Here is a 23,398-nt window from a genome sequence, read left to right as displayed (position 1 = left end):
GAAGCAACTACATCCCACTCTCACCTCAGTCTCGGCGCCGCCGCCCATCGCTCCGATTCGATGGCACCCTCATTCGGATAGAACCGGGCGACCAGCTCGCGCAGCTCATGCTGAACCGTTCGGCAGGATGCGGAACAACATCAGGTTCTGTCCCACAGTTCACCCAGCAGATCATCCATAACCGATTCCTCGTGGACGGCCTGGCCGACGCGTTCCATTTCTTGTTGCAGACCGGGTTCCCACGGCGTCGCCACCGGGCGACCGCTAAGCGGGATGCGGGGGATACCCACGGATACTGCACGCAGATAGTCCTCAGCGCCCATCCGCCAGGGTTCGGCACCGACAGCGATGAGGCGGCCCGTGATCGCCACGCCGGGCCAGTCGAAATCTCCGTGGTATCGGAGGCGGACTCGTTCGGCCAGAAGCTGTCCGGATGACGACGGGTTTTCGCTGAAACATACTGCGGGCCGATCGATACCGGATTCGGCGATGCGCTGCAGCACCTGGGGGTTCTCACATCCGCTGACGATCGTGGTGGCTGGAACCAGCTCGTGCGGTGCGACTGTCAGCTCAGCCAAGGTCAGGTGGCTGATCAGACCCAGATCCGCACGAGCCTGCATCATCCGGGACCACGGGTCGTTGCCTGGAGGCCGGAACCCCCAGGTGAGCGCGCCAACAGCGACTAATACTGCCGCGCAACCCATTCCACCCGTCGGTCCCGCTCCACCGCTGGCACATCGCCAGGGGAGCTGGCGCACAGCCAGGAAGCTAGCGCATAACCAGTGACACCCTCGCACAAGCTATACCCTGTGCGCGGCAACAACGAACTGTGCGCGACCGGATCGGCTGGTTAGTTCGCGTAGCGGACGCGGGAGTTCGCGTAGAGGCAGATCGACGCCGCTGTGGCCAGGTTCAGGCTCTCCGCGCGGCCTCGAATGGGGATCCGCACCCGGTGATCGGCGCGCGCGGCGACGGCCGGGTCCAACCCGTGGGCCTCGTTGCCGAACAGCCAGGCGACCGGGCCGGTGAACAAATCATCGGCATCGTCGAGGTCGACCTCACCATCGGCAGCGGTGGCCAGGATCGTGATCCCCATTGCCGCAAGAGCATCCAGGGTTTCCCCGACATCCCGGCTACGAGCGATCGGCACATGGAACAGGCTGCCCGCGCTCGCGCGCACACACTTTCCGTTGTGCGGGTCGACGGTCTCCCCCGCCAGCACCACACCATCGGCGCCCACCGCGTCGACCACCCGAATCAGCGTGCCCGCGTTACCCGGTTCGGCGATCTCGACCGGCACGGCCAGCATCCGCGGCCCCGCCTCCAGCACCTCGTCGAGCGGCACATCGATCAGCTCGCATACCGCGACAAGTCCAGGGGCGGTGACGGTTTCACCGAGATGCTGCGCCGCCCGGTCGCTCACCAGCGTGGTCCGCACCCCCAGACCGACGGCCGAGGCAACCAGTTCGTGCTCGCGCACCGCGGCACCGGCCGAATAGAACAGCTCCCGCACCCGCCCCGTATCCAGCGCGGCCGCAACCGAATTCGCCCCCTCGGCGAGGAACAGTCCGCTCTTGCGGCGGGCAACGGAACGATGGAGCTTGACAGCGGAAACGACCCGCGGGTTGCGCTCGGAGAGCGCGTCCACGGGTCGTTCCGAATGCTGTGTCGTCACGCAGCGGCGAATCAGGCAGCCGGGGCGTTGACGTCCTGCGGGAGGGCGGCCTTGGCCACCGCGACCAGGCCGGCGAACGCCTCGGCGTCGGAGACAGCGAGCTCAGCCAGGATCTTGCGGTCGACCTCGACACCGGCAGCCTTCAGGCCCTGGATGAAGCGGTTGTAGGTGATGTCGTTGAGGCGCGCCGCGGCGTTGATGCGGGCGATCCACAGCTTGCGGAAGTCACCCTTGCGCGCCCGGCGGTCCCGGTAGGCGTAGGTGAGCGAGTGCAGCTGCTGTTCCTTGGCCTTGCGGTACAGGCGCGAGCGCTGTCCGCGGTAGCCCTTGGAGGCCTCGAGGATGGAACGACGCTTCTTCTGAGCGTTGACGGCCCTTTTGACGCGTGCCATGGGTCAGTCCTTTGTCGATCTAGGGGGCGTCTGCGTGCGCCCCGGAGTTGGTCGGTGGTCGGCGTCCGGAATCCGGATCGCGGATGCTGCTGGTCTCAGAGACCGAGCAGCCGCTTGACGCGGGGGACGTCAACGGACGCGACGGACTCCGTGCCATCCAGACGACGAGTCCGACGAGTGGACTTGTGCTCGAGCAGGTGGCGACGGTTGGCCTGCTGACGCAGCAGCTTGCCGCGACCGCTCACCTTGAACCGCTTCGACGCGCCGCTGTGGCTCTTCATCTTCGGCATGGATTCCTCTATCTGTGTCGTACCGGCGGCCCTGCGCGGACCGCCGGTGCTGATCGTTGTTACTGCGACTCGGCCGACTCGGCCGGTGCCGCGGGGGCCGCCGCTGCAGGAGCGGCTTGCGTGTCTGCGGCAGGCGCAGCGGCGCGCGGGGCAGGCTGCGACCGGGCCGCCGACTCTTCCTGCGCCTTCACACGCGTCTTCGCACCCTTGTGGGGCGCGAGGACCATGGTCATATTGCGACCGTCCTGCTTGGCGGAAGTCTCGACGAAACCGAGCTCGGCGACGTCGGAGGCCAACCGCTGCAGCAGTCGGAAGCCCAGCTCGGGGCGCGACTGCTCACGGCCACGGAACATGATCGTCACCTTGACCTTGGAACCGGCCTCGAGGAAGCGCACAACGTTGCGCTTCTTGGTCTCGTAGTCGTGGTCGTCGATCTTGGGGCGGAGCTTCTGCTCCTTGATGACGGTCTGCACCTGGTTCTTCCGAGACTCGCGCGCCTTCTGCGCTGTCTCGTACTTGAACTTGCCGTAGTCCATGATCTTGCAGACCGGTGGACGAGCGTCTGGAGCCACCTCGACCAGATCAAGATCGGCCTCGAGGGCGACGCGTAGTGCATCTTCAACACGCACGATCCCAACCTGTTCACCGCCGGGTCCGATGAGTCGAACCTCGGGAACACGGATGCGATCGTTGATGCGGGTCTCAGTGCTGATGGGGCCTCCTAGGTCAAGCGATGTCGTCTGACAACCGCGTGCAATAAATGCAACCCCTTGTTCAACACAAAAGCCCCGGTGCGGTATTTCTCCGCAACGGGGCCCGAGTCGACCGGCCACCGACATCGCGCGCCAACGGCGCTCGCGTCGACCCCTGTGCTCATCAGCTCCTCCGCGGCGAATCGCTCTCCGCGCAAAGCATCCCTGCACAAGAAACCCGCCCTGGAAGGACGGGTGACCGGACCGTATGACCTGTACGATTGCTCGTCGGCAACGGTGGGAGTCGGGCTCCACTTATCAGCCCAAGGCAAGCCGAGGGCGGTCGTCGGCGAGAAGTCTAACATTCCCGCTCGCTATCGCCGAATCGCCCCGTTGATCACTTGCCCGTGTCCAGTCGTCGTGCCGCAGCGCCTCGACGTGAAGTTCCGTCAGCGACCAGGCCATTGCCGTGGCTACGCGGCCTGCGCACGGACTGGCCCGGCGTACTGAGCAGGCTCACAGAGCGACTTGGACAAGCCCTCCGGGTATCCATGGCCCGCCGACGCGGCGCTGACAATGGCACATCCGGCCGGCTGGGTGAACGCCGAACCGATGAAGAACGCCGCCGAGATCGGCCAGCTCCGACTGCTGCGGACAGCCTCGCTAGCCTGATCCCATGACTGAACAGCCCGACACCACCGTCCGCGAACTGGCCGACATCCCGGCGGTCGAGGTGATCAGCCGCGCCGCGATGATGCTGATGAGTGCGGCGGCGGAGAAGCTCGGGCTCGGCGACGCGGACCCGGACACCAGCCCACACCGCGATCTGGACGAGGCCCGCCGTCTGATCACCGCCCTCGCCGGCCTGGTCACCTCCTCCGTCGAGTACTTCGGCCCGCACGCCGGCCCCTACCGCGACGGCCTGCAGTCTTTGCAGCGCGCCTTCCGGGAATCCTCTGCGCATCCCGACGAGCCAGGCAAAGGGCCCGGCGAGAAGTACACCGGCCCGGTTTACTGATCCAGCACCTCAATAATTTTGCCCGGCGGGAAATCTTGCCCGTCGGGCACTTTTATCGGTACGCTGATGTCATGCCGGAGGAACAGGTACTCGGTCTGCGAGAGCGCAAGAAGCTCGATACCCGCAAAGCATTGAGCGACGCCGCGCTCGAGCTGGCGATGGAGCGTGGCCTCGGGAACGTGACGCGCGACGACATCGCGGCGCGAGCGGGGGTGTCGGTGCGCACCTTCAACAACTACTTCACCGGCAAGTACGAGGCGCTGGCCTATCGGCAGATCGAGCGGATCCAGCGCAGCCTGATCGCGCTGCGGAATCGTCCTGCGGGCGAACCACTCTGGAGCGCGATCGGCGCGGCGGTGTTGGAGCCGTTGGAGGCCGACGGTGTCGGGGCCGCGCCCCCGACCACCGAACAACTATCGATGGTTCGTGAACTGCTCGATGCGCCGGAGACCCGAATCGCGGTGTCCAAAGGTGTATTCGACGACTGGGTCGAGGTGATCGCGGAGCGCACCGGCACCGATCCCGAGCGTGACCTCTATCCGCGGTTGGTTGCGGGCGTGCTCGGCGGCGTCTATCAGGCCGCGACGGAGACATACATACACGCCGATCCACCGCTGCTGCTCACCACCCTCCTACGCCGCGGAATCGAACAGGTCGCCGCCGGACTACCCGAACCTGCTGTCCACGGCTGACCGCGCCGCACAGCAAGAACCGCAACACACAAAAACCAGTGACAAAGAGGTGTATTCGTCATGCCCGAAATATCTGTCGACGTTGTTGTTTCCGGTGCCGGACCGAACGGGCTCATGCTCGCCTGTGAGCTCGCCTTGGCCGGTGTGCGCCCGATCGTGCTCGACAAACTCACCGAGCCGAGCGCCGAGCCGAAGGCCAACGGCCTTGTCGGCCAGGTGATTCGGCTACTCGATATGCGGGGCCTGTACCACGAGTTCGGTGGCGCGCCCGGCGCGCCGCAGCCGATTCCCGGATATGGATTCAGTGGCATACCGATGTCCTTTGCCACGCTGCAAGACAATCCGATGTACGCGATGCTGCTCCCCCAGCCCAGGTTGGTGCGGCTGCTGGAAAAGCGGGCGCTCGGGCTCGGCGTGGACATCAGGTGGGGGCATGAGCTGACCGAGCTGACTCAACAGGACGGCCGCGTCACGATCGGCGTGGCCGGCCCCGAGGGTCACTACGAGCTGACAACCGCATTTTTGATCGGGGCCGACGGCGGCAAGAGCTTTGTGCGCAAGTGCACCGGAATCGATTTCCCCGGAACCACATTCGCCACCACACTGACCCGGATGGCGCATGTGAGCCTGCCTGCGGAGCTGCGCTCGGCCGATGGTGGCCTCGAGGTTCCCGGATTCGGCCGACTGCCGGTCGGACACAACCGCCTCGAGCGCGGCGGGTTCGTCTTCGCCGAGCTCGACCCTGGCAGGCCGCTCATCGCAACCATGGAGTTCGACACCGAGCCGGTCCAGGAGAACACCCCGATGACGCTGGATGAGCTGCGGGCGAGCACGCGCCGAGTCCTCGGTGTCGACCTACCGATCCAACCGCCCATCGGTGCCGGCCCGCACGCGCTGCGCAGGATGGACGGTCAGAACACTCGCCAAGCCGACCGCTACCGCGACGGGAATGTATTCCTGGTCGGCGATTCCGCCCATGTGCACTCCGCCATGGGCGGGCCGGGGCTCAATCTCGGACTTCAGGACGCGGCCAATCTCGGCTGGAAACTCGCCGGACACATCAACGGCTGGGCCCCATCGGGTCTGCTCGACAGCTACCAGACCGAGCGCTACCCGGTCGGCGAACGTGTCATGATGCAGTCGCTCGCCCAGACCACCTTGATGGCGCCCGGCCCCGAGATCACCGCGCTGCGCACGCTGCTCGGCGAACTGCTCGAATCGCCCGACAACATCGCACACCTCGCGCAACTACTCGCCGGATCCGACGTCCGCTACGACGTGGGCGACGGTCATCACCTCGCCGGACGAATGGTCCCGGAGCTGGTCATCGAAACATCGCACGGCAGTACGCGAGTCGCCGACCTACTGCACAAAGCGCGCCCCGTGCTGCTCGACCTGACCGCTGGCACCGAGTTCGCCGACGCCGCGCACGGCTGGGCCGACCGGGTCGACATCGTCGCCGCAACCGGTCTCGACGCCCCTTCGGCACTGTTGATCCGACCGGATGGATACGTCGCCTGGGTCGCGAACGAGGCCGGACGCGGCAACGCGGATCGCCTGCGTGACGCGCTGCTTCGGTGGTTCGGTTCGCCGCGACACCCCTGATACAGCGGGCGGTTTCCGAACCTGCCACCATCGCCGCGGTGCCGCCGAAGCTCAGCAAACGCACCGAACGTCTTGCCATCGCCTCGTCGCTGATCTGCCGTAGCTTCACCGCTGCCGTCGGCGACCAGATGCGTGATGCGGACGCGCCTACAATGCTCGACGAGCGCGTCCGCATCGGTGCCGACTACCTCGAACTGCCGACCGGCCACTGGCCGATGTGGTCGAAGCACAAGGAACTCGCCGACCTGATCCATACCGTCGCGAACCGCTGATCTCGCTCGTCCGCCACCGGTGCCGGTTCGAGGGTCGTGAAATGGTGGCTCGGAGCAAGGCTCGTTGCCAGCATTTCACTGTCCTCGGACTGCCTGATCGTCAGCGCAGTGCGGCAGCCTTGCGCGAGGCGCGTTTGGCGGCGGCGCTCGGGGCGGCGATCTTGGTTGTTGTGGTTTTGGCCGGCGCGGCTTTGCTCGACGCTTCCTTGGCCGCGGCGGCCTTGGTCGGTGCTTTCCTCGCGGCCTTCTTGGCCGGAGTCTTCGGCGCCGTCGCGTCGGTCAGCGCGTGCTGCAGGAACTGCCCGGTGTAGCTGTCGGTAACGGCCGCAACATCTTCCGGAGTCCCTTCGGCCACTACGGTGCCGCCACCGGAGCCACCCTCCGGGCCCATGTCGATCACCCAGTCCGAAGTCTTGATGACGTCCAGGTTGTGTTCGATGACGATGACGGTATTGCCCTTGTCGACCAGGCCGTTGATGACGAGCAGCAGCTTGCGGATGTCTTCGAAGTGCAGGCCGGTGGTCGGCTCGTCGAGGATGTAGACGGTGCGACCGGTGGAACGCTTCTGCAGCTCGGCGGCCAACTTCACCCGCTGTGCCTCACCGCCGGACAGGGTGGGCGCGGACTGGCCGAGACGGACGTAGCCGAGGCCCACGTCCACCAGTGTCTTGAGGTAGCGGTGGATCGAGGTGATCGGCTCGAAGAATTCGGCGCCCTCCTCGATGGACATGTCCAGCACTTCGGCGATGGTCTTGCCCTTGTAATGAACCTCGAGGGTTTCGCGGTTGTAGCGCGCCCCATGGCACACCTCGCACGGCACATACACATCCGGCAGGAAGTTCATCTCGATCTTCAGCGTGCCGTCACCCGAGCACGCCTCGCAGCGACCGCCCTTGACGTTGAAGGAGAATCGGCCCGGCTGGTAGCCGCGCACCTTCGCCTCGGTGGTCGCCGCGAACAACGTCCTGATCTTGTCGAACACGCCCGTGTAGGTGGCCGGGTTCGAGCGCGGCGTGCGGCCGATCGGCGACTGGTCCACCTGCACCAGTTTGTCCAGCTCGTCGAGACCATTGATCCTGGTGTGCCGGCCCGGCACCTGTCGCGCACCATTGAGCTTGTTCGCGAGCACGGTCGCCATGATGTCGTTGACCAGGGTGGACTTGCCGGAGCCCGACACCCCGGTCACCGAGGTGAGCACGCCGAGCGGGAAGCTGACGTCGATCCCCCGCAGGTTGTGCTCGTTCGCACCGACCACGGTGAGCTGACGCTTCTTGCTGACCGGGCGCCGCACCAGCGGCACCTCGATCCGCTCCCGGCCCGAAAGGTAGGCGCCGGTCAGCGAATTCGGCTCGGTGAGCAGTTCCTGGTACGGACCGCTGTGCACTACCGTGCCACCGTGTTCGCCCGCCAGCGGACCGATGTCGACCACCCAGTCCGAGGCACGGATGGTGTCCTCGTCGTGTTCGACCACGATGAGGGTGTTGCCGAGATTGCGCAGCCGCGTGAGGGTTTCGATGAGCCGACGATTGTCGCGCTGGTGCAGTCCGATCGAGGGCTCGTCGAGCACGTAGAGCACACCGACGAGGCCGGAACCGATCTGGGTCGCCAGCCGGATGCGCTGCGCCTCACCACCGGAGAGCGTGGCCGCCGCCCGCGACAGCGACAGGTACTGCAACCCGACATCGAGCAGGAACCCGAGCCGTGCCTGCACCTCCTTGAGCACCTGCCCGGCGATCGCGGTCTCCCGCTCACCGAGGGTCAGCGAATTCAGGAAGTCGGCGCAGTCGGCGATGGACAACTCGCTGACATCCGCGATGGACTTCCGCTCGCCGCCCGCGGCGATGGTGACCGCGAGGATCTCCGGGCGCAGCCGGGCGCCGTTGCAGACCGGGCACGGCACATCGCGCATGTACCCGTCGTAGTGCTCCTTCATCTGCTCGGACTCGGTACTCTCCATGCGCCGCTGCAGGAATGGCATCACGCCCTCGAAATCGGCGTAGTACGAACGCTTCCTGCCGTAGCGATTGGTGTAGGAGACATGCACCTGATCCGAGCTGCCCTCCAGCACCGCCTTGCGCGCCTTGAGCGGCAGGTCCTGCCACGGCGTGTCCATGGAGAAGCCGACGGATTCGGCCAGGCCCGACAGCAGCCTGTTGAAGTATTCGGCGGTCTGGCCGCGCGACCACGGCGCGATCGCACCGTCGGCCAGGCTCAGCTCCGGGTCCGGCACCACCAGATCCGGGTCGACCTCCTTGCGGATGCCGAGACCGGTGCAGTCCGGGCAGGCGCCGTAGGGCGAGTTGAACGAGAACGACCTCGGCTCCAGGTCCTCGATATCGAGCGGATGCCCGTTGGGGCAGGCCAGGCGTTCGGAGAAGCGGCGCTCGCGGTCGTGTGCGTGCTCGTCGCGATCGACGAAATCGAGCACCACGATGCCGTCGGCGAGCCGCAGCGCCGTCTCGATCGAATCGGTCAGCCGCTGCTTGGAATTCGGCTTGACCGAGAGCCGGTCGACCACGACCTCGACATCGTGCTTCTCCTGCTTCTTCAGCTTCGGCGGATCCGACAGCGGATGGACAACACCGTCGACCCGGACCCGGGAGTAGCCCTGGGTGTTCAACTGATCGAACAGGTCGACGAATTCGCCCTTGCGGGTGCGCACCACCGGCGCGAGGACCTGGAACTTGATGCCCTCTTCCATGGCGAGCACCTGGTCGACGATCTGCTGTGGCGACTGCTTGGCGATGAGCTCGCCGCATACCGGGCAGTGCGGAGTGCCCGCACGCGCGTAGAGCAGGCGCAGGTAGTCGTAGACCTCGGTAATGGTGCCGACGGTCGAGCGCGGGTTGCGGTTGGTCGACTTCTGGTCGATGGACACCGCGGGTGAGAGACCCTCGATGAAGTCGACATCCGGCTTGTCCATCTGCCCGAGGAACTGGCGAGCGTAAGCGGACAGCGACTCCACGTACCGGCGCTGGCCCTCGGCGAAGATCGTGTCGAAGGCCAGGCTCGATTTGCCCGAGCCCGACAGTCCGGTGAACACGATGAGACTGTCGCGGGGCAGATCGAGGTCGACCCCCTTCAGGTTGTGCTCCCGAGCTCCGCGCACAGTGAGGCGTTCCGCCACCAGGTGTCCCTTCTCCGTGTTCAGACGTGTTCAGACGTGCCCCCGCCGCCATGCTAGGCCCGCCCACCGACAAGTTTCGCCGAGCGCCGGACCGGGGTCGGTTCCCACCCAGCTCAGCGCCCTGATCGAGGCCGCTCGCCGGACAGTCCGAGCAACTGCCAGCCATCCCTGTCGACGGTGACCGTCAGCACATCCGAGCCCACGCGCAGCCCGTTGACCCGCAGCGGCAGGTACCGGTCCGGCACCGCGGGCGCGATCGAGGCCGGGCCCGGTCCGGTCGAACCACCACTGCCCGGCTCCAGTCGCAACATGCTGCGCAGAAACAGCAGCGGCGCCGCGGCCGCCCATGCCTGCGGCGAGCACGATGTCGGATAGGGCACCGGCGCCGCGAACTCGGTGCGATCGAAGCCACAGAACAACTCGGGCAGCCGATGCCCGAACCGGCTCGACGCATCCAGCATCCCATCGATCACCCGGTTCGCCTGCTCGGTGTACCCGTAGCGCATCAGCCCGGCGGCGCAGATGGCGTTGTCGTGCGGCCATACCGAGCCGTTGTGGTAGCTGACCGGGTTGTATGCACCCATGGTCGTTGCCAGCGTCCGGATGCCCCAACCGGTGAACATTTCGGGCGCGAGCAGGCGGTCGGCGACCAGGCCCGCCTTGTCGTCATCAACGATCCCGGTCCACAGGCAGTGTCCGATATTGGAGGTCAGCGCATCGATCGGTCGCTTGTCCCGATCGAGCCCGATCGCATACCAGCCGTGTTCCGGCAGCCAGAATGCCTTGTTGAAGGCGGCTTTCAAGCGGCCTGCCTTCGCGCGGAGTCGATCCGCGGCGGCGTGGTCGCCCGCGTCGAGCGCCAGCTCCGCCCGTGCCAGGTAGGCCGCATAGACATACCCCTGCACCTCGGCAAGCGCGATGGGCGCGTCGGGCAGGGTGCCGTCGATGAAGTTCACGCCGTCCCACGAGTCTTTCCAGCCCTGGTTGGCCAGCCCGTGTTCGGCGGACCGCTGATATTCGACGAAACCGTCTCCGTCGGCGTCGCCGTAGTCGGCGATCCAGTCCAGCGCCCGATCGGCGTGCGGCAGCAGCTCATCGCGGGTCCCGGCATCGAGCCCCCAGCGATGCAGCTCGCCGAGCAGCATGACGAACAGCGGCGTGGCGTCGGCGGTGCCGTAGTAGACGGTGTCACCGCCGAGCAGCAGTGTCGACGCCCGCCCGAACCGCACCTCGTGCGGAATCCGGCCGGGCTGTTCCTCGGTGGCCGAACGAATCTCGTTGCCCTGCAAGCCCGCCAGGCTCTGTAGGGTGCCGACGGCGAGCCTGCGATCCAGCGGCAGCACCATCCACGAGGTGAGCAGCGAGTCGCGGCCGAACAGCGCCATGAACCAGGGCGCGCCCGCGGCGACCACAGCCCGCTGGGGATGGCCGGGATCGAAGATACGCAAGGCCCCGAGATCAGTGACGGCGCGCTGCAACACCGCGGCGAGGGTTTCGTCGTCGGTGTGCACGGTGGGTGAATTCTCATACCAGTCGCGTAAGCGCTGCGCGGGCTCGCTGAGCGAGACGGAACTGCCGCACACATACCGCGGCGTCACCGGGTCCGCGCCGAGCGCGGGCCGGTACTGGATGCACGCGGTCCATTCACCACGCCCGGGAAGGTCCACCTGCCAGCGCAATTCGCGATTGCGCGCGGTTGCTCCCGCCGCGGCGACGGTGACGCCCACCCGCAGATCGGCCCTGGTGATCTCGATCGCTCCGTCGACGGCGCTGCTGCTGGTGACCACGCCGTCACCGGTCCTGCCATCCTTCACCTCGAACAGGTCCGCGAAATCGGCGTCGACTTCCAGCGCCACCACGCAGCGGACGGGTTCGCCGGACAGGTTGCGCACAGTCAGGTCATCGCGCATGCCGTCTCCGACGTGGCGCCCGACGATCACCAACGCCGTGCTGTCGGCGCGGCCCGGGCTCGGCGCCGTCCTGGCCAGGATGGTCGCGCTGTAGGGGTCGGCATACTGAACGGTGAGCGGCTGTGGCAGCACCCCATCGATCGTGAGCCGCCACCGCGACAACACCCTGGTGTCGCGGACGAACAATCCCTCCTGACGATGCGGGCTTATGCTGCCACCGGTTTCGCTGATGCAGAATGTCGAGCCCTCGACGAGGGTGACGCCTGCCTCGACCGCCCCGGGCTCACCCGGACCCGCACCTTCCCCCCAGGGGCTGCTCACACCTACAGCCTACCGATGCTCGGCTCTGTGCGGCGGGCAGACAGCGGATCCGCTGTCTGCGCCCCGCTCATGGGTAGCGGCGCCGTTGGCCGAATATTGCTGAAATCCAGTGTCGCCGAATTGCGCTCCGCTATCCCCAACGCGCGCCCGGCGAGTTACCTTGAGCAGGTGGCACAACGGGGCGCGCAGGCCCCGCCGAGCAGGGCGCGGGAACCCGCGAGCGAGGGAGGATGCGGCGTGATCAAGGTGTTCCTCGTCGACGACCACGAGATCGTCCGCCGCGGCCTCATCGACCTGTTGGACAGCGACCCCGAGCTCACGGTCATCGGTGAGGCGGGCGATGTCGCGCAGGCCATGATCGGCATCCACGCGCTGCGGCCGGACGTCGCGGTGCTCGACATGCGGCTGCCCGACGGCAACGGCATCGAACTGTGCCGCGATCTGCTCGCCGATATCGAGGGCCTGCGCTGCCTGATCCTCACCTCCTACACCGACGAGCACGCCATGCTCGACGCGATTCTCGCCGGCGCGAGCGGATACGTCGTCAAGAACATCAAGGGCATGGAATTGGCCGCGGCCATAAAGGAAGTCGGCGCGGGCCGCTCGCTGCTGGATAACCGCGCAGCCGCCGCGCTCAAAGCGCGCTTGCACAGCAGCACCGAAAACGATGGGCCGCTCGCCGGACTCACCGAACAAGAACGCAGACTGCTCGCACTGCTCGGCGAAGGGTTGACCAATCGCCAGATCGCGGCGCGAATGTTCCTGGCGGAGAAGACCGTCAAGAATTACGTTTCCCGACTACTGGCCAAACTCGGCATGGAACGCCGCACCCAGGCCGCGGTGCTGGCCACCAAACTGCGCGACAGTTAGGCGAAGACCTACCCGGCTACTCGGTGCCCGCCGGGACCACGATCGTGAGGTCGCCATCGTATCGGCGATAGAGCAGTCGGCCACGGCCGTTACCCGGATCGGTGAAGAACAGGAACGGCAGTCCCCCTCGACACAACCGCGCCGCCGCCTCGTCCTCGCTCAGTGCGGGCGCCGGTTCCGAATGCACTGTGAGCGGAAGGGAATTCACCGTCAATGCCACCTCCGCTGCTGCCTGCGGCGCAGCCGTCCCGTATTGTCGCGACAGCCGCACGCCCAGCGACTCCTCCCAGTGCACGACCGCGTCCTCACCGGTTTCCGAATCGGTGAACAGGTAGGCGTCGTAGTCCATTGCGTCCAGCACTGCCGTCGCCTCGGCCGGGGTTCCGGTCAAAAGCGCGCAAAACTTCCTGCGAACGATCGGGCGCAGCTCCGTAACCCTGGCCAGTGGTGGACGAGCCGGATCGGGGAAAGGGCGCGCCTGACTGGTTGCCAGCCGGGCGATCTGCCGGTCCAGCCGTTCGACGGCGAAAGTGACGGCGAACCCACGCGGTCCGGTGACCTGCACCCGGGTCGGAGTGTCGTGGAAGCGGATGTTCGCCTGTACCAGTGTCGGTTCGGTGACATCGGGCGGCACCGTGACCCGCACCCGCGCCGCCGAATCCACGTGATGGCGGCGCAACACCCGGCCGATCGCCCGCACCGCCCGTGTCACGTCCGCTGGGGGCACCGCACCACACGTCGTCACCGCGAGTTCCGGGTCGGCCGCGGTCGCCCACAGCTCGGTCGAACGCAACAGCTCGGTCCTGCCGAACATCTTCGACCCGCCGACCGATTTCGGCCCGCCCATGAGCTCCGGCACACCGACCAACTCGGTCTCGCCCACCAATTCCGACGCTCTCACCAGCTCCGACGAATTCATAGGACATCCCTACTTTCTATTCCCGGTGCGCCCACCTCATCACCGTAAGGTCACGGTGAACAGAGCCGAAAGTCCTCGATCGGCCAACTAGACTGAGAAAAGCGCTGTGACGCGCCCGCACGGACAGGAAGCCGAGATGACCGAAGAAAACGGCAGCGGCCCGTATTCGGTGCGCGACACGTTGTCGCAACTTCGGCTCCGGGAGCTGCTCTCCGAGGTCAGGGAACGCGTCGAGTTGATCATCGATTCGCGCGACCGGATGGACGGTCTTGTCGAGGCGATGCTCGCCGTCACCTCCGGACTCGATCTCGACGAAACCCTGCGCACCATCGTGCACACGGCAACCAGCCTCGTCGACGCCCGCTACGGTGCGCTCGCGGTGCGCGGCCACGACCAGCAGGTGACCCAGTTCATCGATGAGGGCATGGACGACGAAACCCGCGACCGGATCGGCAGGCTGCCCACCGGGCACGGTGTGCTCGGCGTCGTGTTCAACCAGCCGAGACCGCTTCGCCTCGACGAATTGTCGAATCATCGTGCGTCGGTGGGGTTTCCGCCGCACCACCCGCCGATGCACACCTTCCTCGGCGTCCCCGTGCGCATCCGCGACGAGATCTTCGGCAGCCTGTACCTCACCGAGAAAGCTGGCGGACATCCGTTCACCGAGGATGACGATGTGCTCGTCCAGGCCCTGGCTGCCGCGGCGGGCATCGCGGTGGATAACGCCAGGCTCTACGAATCCGCCCGCACTCGGCAGGCGTGGATCGAGGCGACCAGAGACATCGCCACCGAATTTCTGGCCGGGACCGAACCAGATCTGGTCCTCGCCCATGTGGTCGACCACGCCCGCACCCTCACCGGCTCACACCAGTCCTTCCTGGCCAGCGCCGCGAGGGCCGACGGCAGGCTCGGCGAGGTCACCGAGTTGTCGATCACGCAGTGGTCCGGGCCGAGTGCGGGCCACGACGGATGGACCGTGCACACCGAGGGCACCGCGCTCGGCGAGGCCTTCACTCGGCGCACGCCGCTGCGCTTCGACGATGCCGCGCAGGTCGATCTCGGCGCGCCACTGCCCGATGTCGGCCCTGCGCTGATCCTTCCGTTGTGCACGCCTGATGCCACCCTCGGCGCGTTGGTCACCGTGCGCCCGGCGGGCTCCGCGCCGTACCCGGACGAATTGGTCGAGCTGACCGCCGCATTCACCGATCAGGCGGCGCTGGCCATGCAACTGGCCGACACTCAGCGCCGCATGCGCGATCTCGACATCCTCGCCGACCGCGACCGCATCGCGCGCGACCTGCACGACCACGTGATCCAGCGGCTCTTCGCGATCGGGCTCACTCTGCAGGGCGCGGTGCCACGGGCCGAGGCTCCGGGCGTGCGCGAGCGTCTGGCAAACGTGATCAACGATCTGCAGGAGGTCGTCCAAGAGATCCGCACCTCGATCTTCGACCTGCACGGCGGCGGCCAAGCCACCGGGCTGCAGCAGCGGATCGAAGCGGCGATACGGCAGCAGACCGCCGATACCGAACTGCGGGCGACCATTCAGGTGACCGGACCGCTGTCGGTGCTGGAAGCCGAGCTCGCCGATCACGCCGAGGCGGTGGTGCGGGAAGCGGTGAGCAACGCGGTGCGGCATTCCGGCGGCGATCTGGTCGCGGTGGAAATCGGTGTGGCCGACGATCTGACCATCGTGGTGACCGACAACGGTTGGGGCATACCGAATCACGTGATCCGCAGCGGGTTGCGCAGTCTGGAGCAGCGGGCCGAGAAGTCGGACGGACAGTTCACCATCGGGCCCGATATCCGCCGCGCCGACGATCCGGATGACCGGCTACCGGGGACCCGCCTCAGCTGGTCGGTGCCACTGCCATGAGCCGGGCTCACACCGGCCCGAGCACCACCATCGAATTGTTGCCGCCCATACCGAGCGACAACTTCACCGTGACACCACCCTCGAACTCCGTCGGGCCGTCGAGCAACCGCTCGTACGCGGACGCGACGATCGGCGCGGCGGGCACGACGCCCCGCTCGTATCCCAGCGCCGCCGCGGCCACCTCGACCGCCGCCGCCGCGCCCTGGCAGTGGCCCGCGAGTGGTTTCACCGCATAGACGTGCGGGCGGTCGCCGAACAGGTGTGTGAGCAGATGCCGCTCGGCGACATCGCATTGTTTGGTCCCGGTGCCGTGCGCGTTGAAATACCGGACATCCGCGGGGGTGACATCGGCGTCGGCCAACGCCATGCGTGCGCAGTCGAAGATCTGATCGTGGCCGGGGTCCACCGAAACCACGTGGTACGCGTCGTTGGTCATCCCCCCGCCCAGCATCGCCGCGTACGGGCGCCGCACCGAACGGCTCAGCACGAACGCCACCGACGCCTCACCCATGCTGAAACCGCGGCTACCCGTCTGGAAGGGACGGCAGGCATCCAGCGGTTCGGCATCGCCGACCGCGGCGCCGAGGCGGACGAAGTGCTCGAGCATGTCGGGCGTCGCGGACATATCGGTGGCAATGCAGATCACGTCGTCCGCGACGCCCGCGTCCAACCACAGCTTCGCGGTGATCAGCGCGACATTCGCCGAGCTGCACGCCGCCGAGATATTCATCGCAGGACCGTGGAAGCCGAATTCTTGCTGCAATACCGAGATCGGAGTCGAGGGAAGTAGTCGCATGTAGTCGCGGGAGCGGCGATGGCCGTGGTCGACAAGGTAGAAGTCACGCCAGTTCGTGACGTCGCCGAGCACGATCGCGTGCAGCACGCCGACGGTGCGGCCCGGCCGCCAGCCACGCGCTCGCGCATCGGCGATCGCCTCGCGCGCCGACTCGTGTATGGCGCGCCCGTAGCGGCTGTTACTGACCGTGTAATCGCCGCCGTCGGGCACCAGCGACGCCCAGGCGTGCTCGTCACGGTCGAGACCGTAACCGGGTTGCAGGTTCGCTGCCGACTTGCCGCTGAGCAACCCCTCCCACAGAGTCTCGCGGCCCCAGCCGTACCCGCTGACCGCCCCGATTCCGGCGATCGTCATATGATCTTGATATTGCGCTTCGGTCTGCGCGACTGAGCCAGGCATAGCTTCGCTCCTTCGCCGGTCCTCCGGTCCGACCAGCATGTCGGCTCGAGATGTGCGCGGAGAATCGGGTTTGTAATGATCATCAGATAAGGCCCGATGAAGTGCCCGAACTGTGATCGAAGCAATAGCGTCGACGGTGTGATCTTGTACACCTCGAGGTCAGAATAATCCCATGTTCCAATGGCCATGATTGGGTCGACGATCGGGGGTTCGAGTGGGTGAGAACAAGGCAGACGACGCAGTAGCGGCCGAGCAGCTGGCGCAGCGCTACCAGTCCCTGGTCGAGCACACCCCGGACGGCATCTGTGTGCACGCACGTGGCACCGTCGTCTACGTCAACCGGGCCATGGCGCGGATGCTCGCCGCCGGCAGCGTCGACGATGTGATCGGCAAACCGCTCACGCAGTTCGTCCATCCGCACTCGGTGCTCGGCATGATCGAGCGGATCAGCACGCTGACCAACTCCGGCGACGCCTCCGATCGCGCCGAGATGACGCTTATACGTCTCGACGGCGGCACTGTCCCCGTCGAAACGATCTCCGTACTCACCGCCTGGTACGACCATCTCGCCTACCAGGTGGTCGTACACGACCTGACCGCACAGCGCGCCGCAGAGGACGCGCAGCGGCGCGCCGAGCAGTACTTCACCACCGTCGTCTCCCAACTGGAGGAGGGCGTGGTGGTGATCGACCGCCACGGCCGCATCGAATCGGCCAATCCGGCGGCCCGGCGGATCTTCGGCACCGACGAACGCGCCCGCGATCTCGTCGGCGCGACGATCGACGAACTGCCGCTGCTGCTGCTGGACGCCAACGCACAGCCACTGCCCGCGACCCGCCACCCGATCGCGCGGACACTCGCCACCGGCGAAACCATCACCGGCTACGTCTTCGGCGTCGACCGCCACGACGGACAGCGGCGCTGGTTGTCCGGAAGCAGCCGGCTGCTCAACCCCGGCGACCCGGCCTCGCCGGCCGTATCCTCCTTCGCCGACATCACCGATTTCCGGGCCAGCAGAAGGCAACTGGAGTATCAGGCCACGCACGACTCGCTGACCGGACTTGCCAACCGCTCGCTGATCCTCTCCCAGCTCGCAGGCGCGCTCGCCACCAGCGAGACACTTCCGGTGTCGACCGTGCTGTTCATCGACCTGGACGGGTTCAAGGCGATCAACGACACCCTCGGCCACGCGATCGGCGACACCGTGCTGCAGATCGTCGCGCAGCGGCTGCAGCGCGCGCTACGCGGCGATGACCTGGTCGGCAGGCTCGGCGGCGACGAGTTCCTGGTGCTGCTTTCCGGACCGGCGCGGCGGGTCGACATCGACACGCTGGTGACTCGGCTGCGCTCGTCCATGGCCGAGCCGATCATCGCGCGCGGACACCGCATCGAGGTGAACGCCTCGATCGGCGCCACGGAGCTCAGCCCCGGCGACCACCGCACACCGGAGGCGGTCCTGCACGACGCGGACCTTGCGATGTACCGCGCCAAGCCGGCCGGGCACCGGGACAGCGGCACCCCCCTCGGCCGCATGCCGAACAACACCCACGCCTCTTGAAGGTCATCGATGATTCTCGAACACGCGCTGCTTTCCATCCGTCCCGAACAGGCCCAAGACTTCGAGGCCGCCTTCGCCGAGGCGAAGCCGATCATCTCGGCCATGCCGGGATTTCGGTCGCTCTCGCTCTCGCGCGGTATCGAGACGCCCGACACGTATCTGCTCCTGGTGGCATGGGAGCGACTGGCGGACCACGTCGAAGGATTTCGCGGCTCCGCCGGGTATCAGCGCTGGCAGCAGCTGTTACACCACTTCTATGACCCGTTCCCGGTTGTGCAGCACTTCGCCCCGATAGTGGGCGACGCGACATCAGATACCCCACCTGCGGTTACGGCGAGCACACCGAACCGGCAGTAGACTCGACAACTCTGTTTTCTACAGAGTTCGCGTGCACTCGTCCGCTGCGGGTGCGCAGGTTCATCGCGGTGACTAAGGAGTTCAGTTTGCCCGACCGTCTCACTCAGGATCGTGCCGCGCACGACGGCGCATCCGAGCGAAACCGCGAAATCGAGCAGGAGCAGGCCTACCTGTCTGTGCTCTACGACCGGCTCGACGGCATGCGCGACTATGCCAACAACCGCTTGCGCACGGTGCTGCTGGAAACCGGCGGCACCCCGCAGGCACGCAGCGAGCGGGAATCGTTCAGCGCGCTCTACCACGAGGACCTTGCCAAGTACGACGCCGCCGAACACGGCCTGTGTTTCGGCCGGATCGACCTCGATGGCGATCAGGACGGCGAATACCGCTACATCGGCAGGCTCGGAATCCTCGACGAACAAGACGATTACGAGACGCTGCTGCTGGATTGGCGCGCACCGCTTGCCCGGCCCTTCTATTTGGCCACCACCGCGACGCCCGACGGGGTGACCCGCCGCCGTCACATCCGCTCGCGCAATCGCACAGTCACCGCGGTCAACGACGAATACCTCGATCTGGAAGCGGCGCACCAGGCCGGCGTCACCGGCGCGGACGGCGGCGTCGGCAGTGAGAGCGCGCTGCTCGCGGCGCTCAATGCCGCGCGCACCGGCCACATGAACGACATCGTCGAGACCATCCAGCACGAGCAGGATGCGATCATCCGCTCCGAGCACAAGAGCGTGCTGGTAGTGCAGGGCGGTCCCGGCACCGGCAAGACCGCCGTGGCACTGCACCGCGCGGCCTTCCTGCTCTACACCTACCGGCAGCAGCTGGCCAAGTCCGGCGTGCTGATCATCGGCCCGAACGCCACCTTCCTCGACTACATCGGCCAGGTGCTGCCCTCGCTGGGCGAGACCGGCGTGCTGCTGTCCACCATCGGCGACCTGTATCCCGGGGTGAAAGCCACTCGGGAGGACTCGCTGCGGGCCGGCGAGATCAAGGGCTCGCTCGCCATCCTCGAGGTGCTCAAGCAGGCGGTGCGCGATCGGCAGGAGATACCCGCCGAGCCGATCCGCCTGACCTTCGACGGCTACCCGGTGATCCTGGATCGCAAGATCACCACCCGCGCCCGCGGCCGGGCCCGCTCCTCGCGCCGCCCGCACAACCTGGCCAGGCCGATCTTCGCGAGCTCGGTGCTGGACGCACTGACCGATCAGCTGGCCCAGACCATGGGCGCCGACCTGTCCGGCGGCCAAAGTCTGCTCAGCCGAACCGATCTCGCTGAAATCCGCGACGAGATGCGCACCGATCCCGCGATTCAGGCGGCGATCGGTCGGCTCTGGCCGATCCTGTCGCCACAGGACGTGCTCGCCGACCTGCTCGCCGACCCCAAGCGGCTCGATCGCGTGGCCGGCAGCCTCGATCCTGCCGACCGTGCCGAGCTGGTGCGGTCGGATAATGGCGAATACAGCGCAGCCGACGCACCCCTGCTCGACGAGCTCGCCGAGTTGCTCGGTGTCGACGACGCCGAGGAACGCGAACGCGCACGGCGCCGCTGGCGGGCCCAGCTGGCCGAGGCGCAGGACGCGCTCGACATCCTGACCGGTTCGGCGCCACAGGATCTGGAAGACGAGCTCGATCCCGAGATCCTGATGGCCTATGACCTGATCGATGCCGGCCAGCTCGCCGAACGCCAGAATGTGCGCGCCAGTCAGACCACCGCCGAACGCGCCGCGGGCGACCGCACCTGGACCTACGGTCACGTGATCGTGGACGAGGCGCAGGAGCTTTCGGAAATGGCGTGGCGAATGGTGATGCGCCGCATCCCGAATCGCTGGATCACCGTCGTCGGCGACGTAGCGCAGACCGGTGACCCCGCGGGCGCCTCGTCGTGGCAGGCGATGCTGGAACCGTATGTGGCCAAACGCTGGAAGCTGACCGAGCTCACGGTGAACTACCGGACCCCGGCCGAGATCATGGACGTCGCCGCCGGCGTGCTGAGCGCGATCGACCCCACCGCAGCGGCGCCGCGATCGGTGCGCGAGTCCGGGCAGCCACCGCGCGCCTACGCGGTCACCGCGAACCGATTGCGTAGCGAGGTCGAGCGATTGGTCGGCACCGAGACCGGACCTGGCACCACCGCGGTGATCGCTCCGCACGACCTGGTCCCGGATTTCGCCGAGCTGGCAGTCGAATCGGTGCGCGTGCTGACCGTGCACGACGTGAAGGGCCTCGAGTTCGACGCGGTGTATCTGGTCGAACCCGCGCAGATTCTCGCGGAGTCTCCGCGCGGCCTCAACGATCTGTATGTCGCGCTGACCCGCGCGACCCAGCGCCTCGGCGTCATCCACACCGGAGAGCTGCCGCCGGTGCTGCACGCGCTGGCATAGGGCACACACGAGAAACCCCGTCGTTGCGGCTTCGGCCGGAACGACGGGGTCGGGTCTGTCGACACGAACTGCCCGGAGCGGGCGAGGTTCGCGTTGCGCGGGACTACCTTCAGCGCACGGTGTGCACGATCAGGACGTCGGAGCGCGATTTGCGGGCGACATCGGAAGGCACCGAGCCGAGCAGGCGGCCCGCCAGGGTGTTCAGACCCCGGTTGCCGACGACGAGCAGATCGGCCTCCACCTCCTTGACGAGAGCGAGCAGCGAGTCGACCGGCTCGCCGACGATGGAGCGCTCGACAATGTTCTTGGCGCCGACGGCGGCGGCCTTGTCCCTGGCGGTGCGCAGGATCTCGTTGGTCGGCGCGGAGCCGCGCACCTGGTAGGCCTCGTCCTTGAGCACATCGGCCGCAGCCGCGACATCGCGATCGTCGGTCGGGTAGTACGCGCAGGCCACGACCAGCGTCGTTTCCCCGTCGCCCGCCAGCGCGGCGGCCTTTTCGACGGCGACATACGACGAGTCCGAGCCATCGGTACCGACGACAATGGTCCGGTAGGCGGTCATCTCTCCTCCAACTATGCGGTGGTCGGGTGCCTACGTCCGGCACCACCATCAGTCGTGGCACCGGCGCGGCGACTGGGCTCGACCCTAGCGGCAAAACCGTCGGAAATATCAGAAATCGCAACACATCACACTCGGGGTGTTCGGGCATTCCGAACACCGGTTCGCTCGGCGAATGCTCGATGACCTTACCGACCAGGGCAGATTCAATTTCTCGACCCGAGTTCTGTGATCGATCACAACTCGTGCGAACGTTCTTGTGTGCGTGGGAGATTCATCACAGTCATCCGAGATGGAATAGCGGCCCGGTGATGGTCAATCCGAGTTCGTCGACATGCGCGAAGAAAGCGAACAGCATCAGCGACGCACCGGCGAGGGCGAGATCCTTGTTGAAGTGGATCATCTCGCCCTGTTTTGTCTCCGGATCGGTCTCCGACCAGAACCGATGCATCAGGAACGCGGTCGGCAGCAGCACGATCACCAGCAGCAGCGCACCCAGATCCGCCCAAATCCCCAGCAGCACACTCGCCGCACCGAGCGCCATCAGCACACCCGCGGCGAGCACGCCGGCCTTCGGCGCCGGCACGCCGCGGCTCTGCGCGTAACCCGTCATCGCCTCGGTCTGCGTGAAATGCCCGACTGCCGAGCCGAAGAACAACACGACGAAAAGCACCCGCCCGATCAAAACCACGACGTCCATGTCCTGCTCCCTCGTTGGCGATGGGTACACGAGGTCTTATTCGATTGTCGGCACTGCGGCTATTTCTCGGTAGGAAGAACTTTCGAAGTGACCTCGTTGCGCGAGCGTATCGAATTCTTGGCATATTCCAGCGGAGCCATTCCGACCTCAGCGGCGAACTCACGAGAGAAATGCGCCTGATCGAAGTAGCCGAGCTCCGCGGCGAGCGCGGCCAGGTCTTCGATGTGGCCGCGCGCAAGTAGATCGGCGCCGTCCTGTAGGCGATAGCGGCGCAGCACCCATTTCGGTCCGGCCCCGATGTATCTGCGAAACATCCGCTGCAGGGTGCGGATCGGCACGTCGAACCGCTCGGTGACCTGATCGACCCTGGTCAATTCCGGGTCGTGCTCCATCGCCTCGACGATGCGCAGCACCAGTCGATAGGTCGGGTCGTCGTCGGTCTCGCGGCCGGCGAAGAAATCCTCGATGATGGTACGGCGCTGGAGATCCGACGACACCGCGAGCACGCGCTCGGTCAGCCCATCGGCCTCCGGCAGCACCCGGGCCAGCGGCACGGCCGCGTCACGGAACGAGCCGACGTTCAGGCCCGTGAAAGCACCGAAGCCGCCCGCACGGAAGCGAACCCCGAACGTCTCCCCCATCTCGCTGAGCTCACGGATGTATCTGGTCGTGGAGACGCCGTTGACGAAACCGCCGGTGCGAGTTGCGGTCTGCTCGAAGGTGACATTCACGCACGGATACGACAGCACCTCGGCGTAGTACGGCGGACGGCCACGCAGATCCCAGCGGACCGACCAATACCACTCGACGAACCGGCCGATCTCGGGTCCGGCGGGTAGCCGGGCCAGCGATCGATGCCTGGCCTGCTCGTCCGGGTGCAGGATCCCCTTCACGTCGTCGAGGGCAGGAGCACCGGCCGGTTCCGGTCCTGCCACCACCTGGTCAGTACCCACGGGCATGGTGTCGCTTTCTTACAAGAC

General features: G+C 66.6%; 22 protein-coding genes. 10 read left to right on the top strand and 12 right to left on the bottom strand.

Going from position 1 to position 23,398, the window contains the following annotated elements; translation table 11 throughout:
- Positions 1 to 140: 140 nt before the first annotated feature.
- The 5 genes from OHQ90_RS17240 to infC form a co-directional block, all read right to left on the bottom strand.
- Complete coding sequence (locus tag OHQ90_RS17240; protein ID WP_328411716.1) at positions 141 to 623, bottom strand: DUF2399 domain-containing protein; 483 nt, start codon at positions 621 to 623, stop codon at positions 141 to 143.
- 227 nt (positions 624 to 850) lie between these two features.
- Positions 851 to 1,648 (bottom strand): TrmH family RNA methyltransferase, encoded by a 798-nt coding sequence (locus tag OHQ90_RS17235; protein WP_328411714.1) that lies wholly within the window; start codon positions 1,646 to 1,648, stop codon positions 851 to 853.
- A gap of 38 nt (positions 1,649 to 1,686) precedes the next feature.
- On the bottom strand, positions 1,687 to 2,067 hold the full coding sequence (gene rplT, locus OHQ90_RS17230; RefSeq protein WP_014983432.1) for a 50S ribosomal protein L20: 381 nt from the start codon (positions 2,065 to 2,067) through the stop codon (positions 1,687 to 1,689).
- 95 nt (positions 2,068 to 2,162) lie between these two features.
- The gene (gene rpmI / locus OHQ90_RS17225) at positions 2,163 to 2,357 is read right to left on the bottom strand and encodes a 50S ribosomal protein L35 (RefSeq protein WP_328411703.1); all 195 of its coding nucleotides are present in this window, start codon (positions 2,355 to 2,357) and stop codon (positions 2,163 to 2,165) included.
- A 59-nt stretch (positions 2,358 to 2,416) separates the two neighbouring features.
- Positions 2,417 to 3,157: a translation initiation factor IF-3 gene (gene infC / locus OHQ90_RS17220; RefSeq protein WP_442941475.1), complete on the bottom strand. Its 741-nt coding sequence runs from the start codon at positions 3,155 to 3,157 to the stop codon at positions 2,417 to 2,419.
- Positions 3,158 to 3,577: 420 nt separating this feature from the next.
- On the opposite strand from infC, the gene OHQ90_RS17215 reads away from it, so the two are divergent.
- The 5 genes from OHQ90_RS17215 to OHQ90_RS17195 all read left to right on the top strand — a co-directional run bounded on the left by OHQ90_RS17215 (position 3,578) and on the right by OHQ90_RS17195 (position 6,636).
- Positions 3,578 to 3,721, top strand: coding sequence for a hypothetical protein (locus OHQ90_RS17215; RefSeq protein ID WP_328411701.1), 144 nt, complete (start codon positions 3,578 to 3,580; stop codon positions 3,719 to 3,721).
- A gap of 4 nt (positions 3,722 to 3,725) precedes the next feature.
- A complete protein-coding gene (locus tag OHQ90_RS17210; protein WP_328411700.1) occupies positions 3,726 to 4,067 on the top strand; it encodes a recombinase RecA in 342 nt (113 codons plus the stop codon).
- Between the two features lie 71 nt (positions 4,068 to 4,138).
- The gene (locus OHQ90_RS17205; protein ID WP_328411697.1) at positions 4,139 to 4,759 is read left to right on the top strand and encodes a TetR/AcrR family transcriptional regulator; all 621 of its coding nucleotides are present in this window, start codon (positions 4,139 to 4,141) and stop codon (positions 4,757 to 4,759) included.
- A 60-nt stretch (positions 4,760 to 4,819) separates the two neighbouring features.
- Entirely contained in the window at positions 4,820 to 6,364 is a 1,545-nt protein-coding gene (locus OHQ90_RS17200) for an FAD-dependent monooxygenase (protein WP_328411695.1), read from the top strand.
- Positions 6,365 to 6,402: 38 nt separating this feature from the next.
- Positions 6,403 to 6,636, top strand: coding sequence for a hypothetical protein (locus OHQ90_RS17195; protein WP_328411693.1), 234 nt, complete (start codon positions 6,403 to 6,405; stop codon positions 6,634 to 6,636).
- A 100-nt stretch (positions 6,637 to 6,736) separates the two neighbouring features.
- Here OHQ90_RS17195 and uvrA read toward each other — a convergent pair whose 3' ends face one another.
- On the bottom strand, positions 6,737 to 9,763 hold the full coding sequence (gene uvrA, locus OHQ90_RS17190) for an excinuclease ABC subunit UvrA (RefSeq protein ID WP_328411691.1): 3,027 nt from the start codon (positions 9,761 to 9,763) through the stop codon (positions 6,737 to 6,739).
- Positions 9,764 to 9,876: 113 nt separating this feature from the next.
- Positions 9,877 to 11,994, bottom strand: coding sequence for an amylo-alpha-1,6-glucosidase (locus OHQ90_RS17185; protein WP_328411689.1), 2,118 nt, complete (start codon positions 11,992 to 11,994; stop codon positions 9,877 to 9,879).
- A 237-nt stretch (positions 11,995 to 12,231) separates the two neighbouring features.
- On the opposite strand from OHQ90_RS17185, the gene OHQ90_RS17180 reads away from it, so the two are divergent.
- Complete coding sequence (locus OHQ90_RS17180; RefSeq protein WP_328412909.1) at positions 12,232 to 12,864, top strand: response regulator transcription factor; 633 nt, start codon at positions 12,232 to 12,234, stop codon at positions 12,862 to 12,864.
- Positions 12,865 to 12,880: 16 nt separating this feature from the next.
- On the opposite strand, the gene OHQ90_RS17175 is transcribed toward OHQ90_RS17180, so the two are convergent.
- Positions 12,881 to 13,783 carry a sigma 54 modulation/S30EA ribosomal C-terminal domain-containing protein gene (locus OHQ90_RS17175; RefSeq protein WP_328411687.1) on the bottom strand — a complete coding sequence of 301 codons (903 nt, stop codon included), beginning with the start codon at positions 13,781 to 13,783 and terminating at the stop codon, positions 12,881 to 12,883.
- A gap of 136 nt (positions 13,784 to 13,919) precedes the next feature.
- On the opposite strand from OHQ90_RS17175, the gene OHQ90_RS17170 reads away from it, so the two are divergent.
- Positions 13,920 to 15,659, top strand: coding sequence for a sensor histidine kinase (locus OHQ90_RS17170; RefSeq protein WP_328411684.1), 1,740 nt, complete (start codon positions 13,920 to 13,922; stop codon positions 15,657 to 15,659).
- Positions 15,660 to 15,666: 7 nt separating this feature from the next.
- On the opposite strand, the gene OHQ90_RS17165 is transcribed toward OHQ90_RS17170, so the two are convergent.
- Positions 15,667 to 16,854, bottom strand: a complete 1,188-nt coding sequence (locus OHQ90_RS17165) for a beta-ketoacyl synthase N-terminal-like domain-containing protein (RefSeq protein WP_328411682.1) — start codon at positions 16,852 to 16,854, stop codon at positions 15,667 to 15,669.
- 214 nt (positions 16,855 to 17,068) lie between these two features.
- Between OHQ90_RS17165 and OHQ90_RS17160 the strand changes: the two genes are divergently transcribed.
- The 3 genes from OHQ90_RS17160 to OHQ90_RS17150 all read left to right on the top strand — a co-directional run bounded on the left by OHQ90_RS17160 (position 17,069) and on the right by OHQ90_RS17150 (position 21,159).
- Positions 17,069 to 18,412: a diguanylate cyclase domain-containing protein gene (locus OHQ90_RS17160; protein ID WP_328411680.1), complete on the top strand. Its 1,344-nt coding sequence runs from the start codon at positions 17,069 to 17,071 to the stop codon at positions 18,410 to 18,412.
- A gap of 9 nt (positions 18,413 to 18,421) precedes the next feature.
- A complete protein-coding gene (locus tag OHQ90_RS17155) occupies positions 18,422 to 18,769 on the top strand; it encodes an antibiotic biosynthesis monooxygenase family protein (protein ID WP_328411678.1) in 348 nt (115 codons plus the stop codon).
- 86 nt (positions 18,770 to 18,855) lie between these two features.
- Positions 18,856 to 21,159, top strand: a complete 2,304-nt coding sequence (locus tag OHQ90_RS17150) for a HelD family protein (RefSeq protein ID WP_328412907.1) — start codon at positions 18,856 to 18,858, stop codon at positions 21,157 to 21,159.
- Positions 21,160 to 21,268: 109 nt separating this feature from the next.
- Here the strand turns inward: OHQ90_RS17150 and OHQ90_RS17145 are convergent, their stop codons facing one another.
- The 3 genes from OHQ90_RS17145 to OHQ90_RS17135 all read right to left on the bottom strand — a co-directional run bounded on the left by OHQ90_RS17145 (position 21,269) and on the right by OHQ90_RS17135 (position 23,377).
- Positions 21,269 to 21,721, bottom strand: a complete 453-nt coding sequence (locus OHQ90_RS17145) for a universal stress protein (RefSeq protein WP_328411676.1) — start codon at positions 21,719 to 21,721, stop codon at positions 21,269 to 21,271.
- 280 nt (positions 21,722 to 22,001) lie between these two features.
- Entirely contained in the window at positions 22,002 to 22,418 is a 417-nt protein-coding gene (locus tag OHQ90_RS17140; RefSeq protein WP_328411674.1) for a DoxX family protein, read from the bottom strand.
- Positions 22,419 to 22,477: 59 nt separating this feature from the next.
- A complete protein-coding gene (locus OHQ90_RS17135) occupies positions 22,478 to 23,377 on the bottom strand; it encodes an AraC family transcriptional regulator (RefSeq protein WP_328411672.1) in 900 nt (299 codons plus the stop codon).
- Positions 23,378 to 23,398: the final 21 nt, after the last annotated feature.

It is taken from the genome of Nocardia sp. NBC_00403 (assembly GCF_036046055.1).
Classification (GTDB): Bacteria; Actinomycetota; Actinomycetes; order Mycobacteriales; family Mycobacteriaceae; genus Nocardia.
Note: the sequence above shows the minus strand (reverse complement) of the source record. Positions and strands in the feature narration are given on the sequence as shown.